Origin of the sequence: Seonamhaeicola maritimus, assembly GCF_008056315.1 — a bacterium.
Classification (GTDB): domain Bacteria; phylum Bacteroidota; class Bacteroidia; order Flavobacteriales; family Flavobacteriaceae; genus Seonamhaeicola; species Seonamhaeicola maritimus.
The window spans coordinates 1-3,615 of record NZ_VRKQ01000018.1; the positions used below are offsets into that span (position 1 = coordinate 1).

The 3,615-nt window shown below is 38.6% G+C and carries 2 protein-coding genes; both read right to left on the reverse strand.

What is annotated here, in order from left to right:
• Positions 1-71: 71 nt before the first annotated feature.
• Positions 72-947, reverse strand: a complete 876-nt coding sequence (locus FUA22_RS14990) for a PorP/SprF family type IX secretion system membrane protein (RefSeq protein WP_170309940.1) — start codon at positions 945-947, stop codon at positions 72-74.
• A 10-nt stretch (positions 948-957) separates the two neighbouring features.
• Positions 958-3,615 (reverse strand): MopE-related protein (locus FUA22_RS14995; protein WP_170309941.1); only part of this gene is annotated, 2,658 nt, incomplete at its 5' end.

The following is a 3,615-nucleotide window of genomic DNA, read 5'->3' on the forward strand; positions in this document are numbered from 1 at the left end:
AACCTCACTATTTAACAACAAACCCTTATCTAAAATGGATAAGGGTTTATTATTGCTAATTAAGTTATTATTTAAAATCTAAATTTCAGTAAAACTTCATGTGAACCACGGCTATAGTTCTTAACATCTGTAGTAGTGCTTTCATAAGCATATCCAAAATGCCCCCACTCAGCTAGTTTTAATAAGACTATTGCGCTTACAGATTCATCGAGTCTATGAGATACTCCTAACTCTAAGACGCTAAAGTCAATGACAGCGGTTAGGTCTACTGACATGGGAGCCCCCGTTACATACCTACTCATAACAGAGGGTTTAAGAATTACTTGTTCACTTAGGTTCAAAAAGAGTCCTCCACCAAAGTAAGCATGTAATTCATCGGTGGCATCAGTAACAACGATACCATCTTTGTCATAGCGCTTACTTTTAAGAAGCGTAGGAGAGGAGGCTGTTACATAGTATTTTTGACTTTTTAATAAAAAGCCAATACCCACATTTGGATTGAACTGATTTACGTTTTCCATAAATACAGGGTCATTCATGATACCCAATCTGTCTAAATCTACATCGATAAACGTACCGCCTGCCTTAATACCCATATAGAAATTAGTATGGTCTGATATAGGTATTCTATATGAAAAATCGGCATATATATCGGTTTGATTCAGAACGAAAATATTATCATTCATAATGGAAAGGCCTAAACCAATTCTATCATTTATAGGTGTACTAACTATAAGGCTTTTAGTTTCCGGACTACCTTCTAGGTTTACCCATTGACTTCTGAAATTAAGATTTACTTCCGTAAGGTCTTCAATACCTGCAAAGGCAGGATTGACAATATTCATATTGTAATTGTATAGCGTAAAAGCCGGATCTTGTTGTGCATTAATTGTATTTACAACACATAAGACCAACATTACTATTATTTTATTTATTATCTGTTTCATCTTTTTTGTGTTAATAATTAATATACATCCAACCTTGAACTGGACTAAACCCAGGTTCATTCAATTCAATGATATACAAGTATGGACCTACTGGCAATTTTCCTGATCCCCCTTCTTTAGATTCACCATTCCAATTGTTTTGATAATTGTTACTTTCATATACCTTGTTACCCCAGCGGTTAAATACTTTAATGTTATTTCTAGGGTACGCGGTTATATTTTCAATCATCCAAGTGTCATTGGTACCATCACCATTAGGAGAAAATCCTTTAGGAACCACAATGCCCATGACATCACATTCGTCTCCAATGCCATCATTGTCTGAGTCTTTTTGATCTGGATTAGGCGTGTCAATACAATTATCAACATTGTCTAGAATGCCATCACTGTCAGTATCAGGAATGACTAAGTCTGATCCGTTACAATCTTGATCCATACCATCATTAGGAATTTCTTGAGCTCCAGGATAAACACTAGCACTAGTATCATCACAATCTGAGCTATCATCTACATATCCTGAAGGCGCAGAACATGCTTGTGTAGTCATGTTTATATCTCCATAACCATCACCATCAGAATCTGCATAGAATGTAGATAGTACTCCCTCATCAATTTCACCATCGCAGTCGTTATCAATACCATCACAGACTTCTGCATTACCAGGATTGGATGCGGCTTCAGTGTCATCACAATCGGTATTATCTGCTACGTAACCATCTGGTGCAGTACAGGCTTGAGCTGTAACACTACTATCTCCATAACCATCCCCATCTGTATCAGCATAAAAAGTTGAAAGCACCCCTTCGTCTACTTGACCATCACAGTTATTATCAATACCATCACAAATTTCTGTATTACCAGGATAAGCAGCGGCTTGTGTATCATCACAATCGGTATTATCAGAAACATATCCTGTAGGAGCAGAACAAGCTTGTGTTGTAACATTAACATCGCCATAGCCATCACCGTCGGTATCGGCATAGAAAGTAGAAAGTACACCTTCGTCTATTTGACCATCACAGTTGTTATCAATACCGTCACAGATTTCAGTGTTTCCAGGATAAGCAGCAGCTTGTGTATCATCACAATCGGTATTATCAGAAACATATCCAGTAGGAGCAGAACAAGCTTGTATGGAATCATTAGGATTACCATATCCATCACTATCTGCATCGGCATAGAAAGTAGAAAGTACCCCTTCATCTACCTGACCATCACAATCATTGTCTATACCATCACAGGTTTCTGTGTTGCCAGGATAAGCAGCAGCTTGTGTATCATCACAATCGGTATTATCAGTTACATAACCAGTAGGGGCAGAACAGGCTTGCATGGAATCATTAGGATTACCATATCCATCACCATCGGTATCGGCATAGAAAGTTGATAGTACACCTTCGTCTATTTGACCATCACAATTATTATCAATACCATCACAGATTTCTGTGTTTCCAGGATAGGCAGCAGACTCAGTATCATCACAATCTGTGTTATCAGATACATAACCAATAGGTTGTGAGTTTGCTGTTTGACTCATGTTTGGATTACCGTAGCCATCACTATCAGCATCTTGATACCATGTTTTTAAATCGGTGCCATCACAGTCTTCATCAATATTGTTATCTGGAATATCGGTAGCATCATCATTTATACCAGCATTGGTATCATCACAATCACAACCTTCGGGGAATCCATCAGAATCGTTATCAACAGTATCATCAAAACCAGGACAGGCGTCACATATATCACCCACAGTATCAGCATCGGCATCAGCTTGATCTGTATTAGCATCATCTGGACAATTATCACAAACATCACCAACCGTATCAGAATCTGTATCTGCTTGGTCTGCATTGGCAGTGTCTACACAGTTGTCGTCAACATCTAGGATACCGTCGTTGTCTGTATCTAATGCTCCAACTGTTATTTCTTCAACAAGATATAATGACCATGTTCCATTTTCATCTTTAACACGCACATGCAACACATAATCACCTTCTGCCATATTGATATCTATTGGAATAACCAAAGTTTCATCTATTGAACTTCCTTGAGTAAGAGACAAAGTATTACCTGTGTTGCCAACTCCTGGGTCTGTATCGAAGAAGTATTCGGCTTCTACAATGTCATATTCAGTAGGGTTTTGGTATTGGCTATTAGCATTCACGAAGAAGTATTTACGTTCATATAAGCTCCAAGTCCCATTCGCATCTTTAGCTCTTATGTGTAGTACGTGCAAACCTTCTGTTAAGCCAGTAGTAGAGATAGCGAAGGTTTCATCAATTGCACCAGCTTGAGTAACAGGTAAGATGTTACCCGTATTGCCAACCCCAGGGTCTGTGTCGAAGAAGTATTCGGCTTCTACAATGTTATATTCAGTAGGGTTTTGGTATTGGCTATTAGCATTCACGAAGAAGTATTGTCGTTCGTATAAGCTCCAATTACCATCTGTGTCTTTAGCTCTTATATGCAGTACATGCAAACCATCTGTTAAGCCCGTTGTGGAAATGGCGAAGGTTTCATCAATTGCACCATCTTGAGTACCAGGCAAGATGTTACCCGTATTGCCAACCCCAGGGTCTGTGTCGAAGAAATATTCGGCCTCAACAATGTCATATTCAGGTGGATTTTGGTATTGGCTATTAGCATTCACGAAGAAGTATTGTCG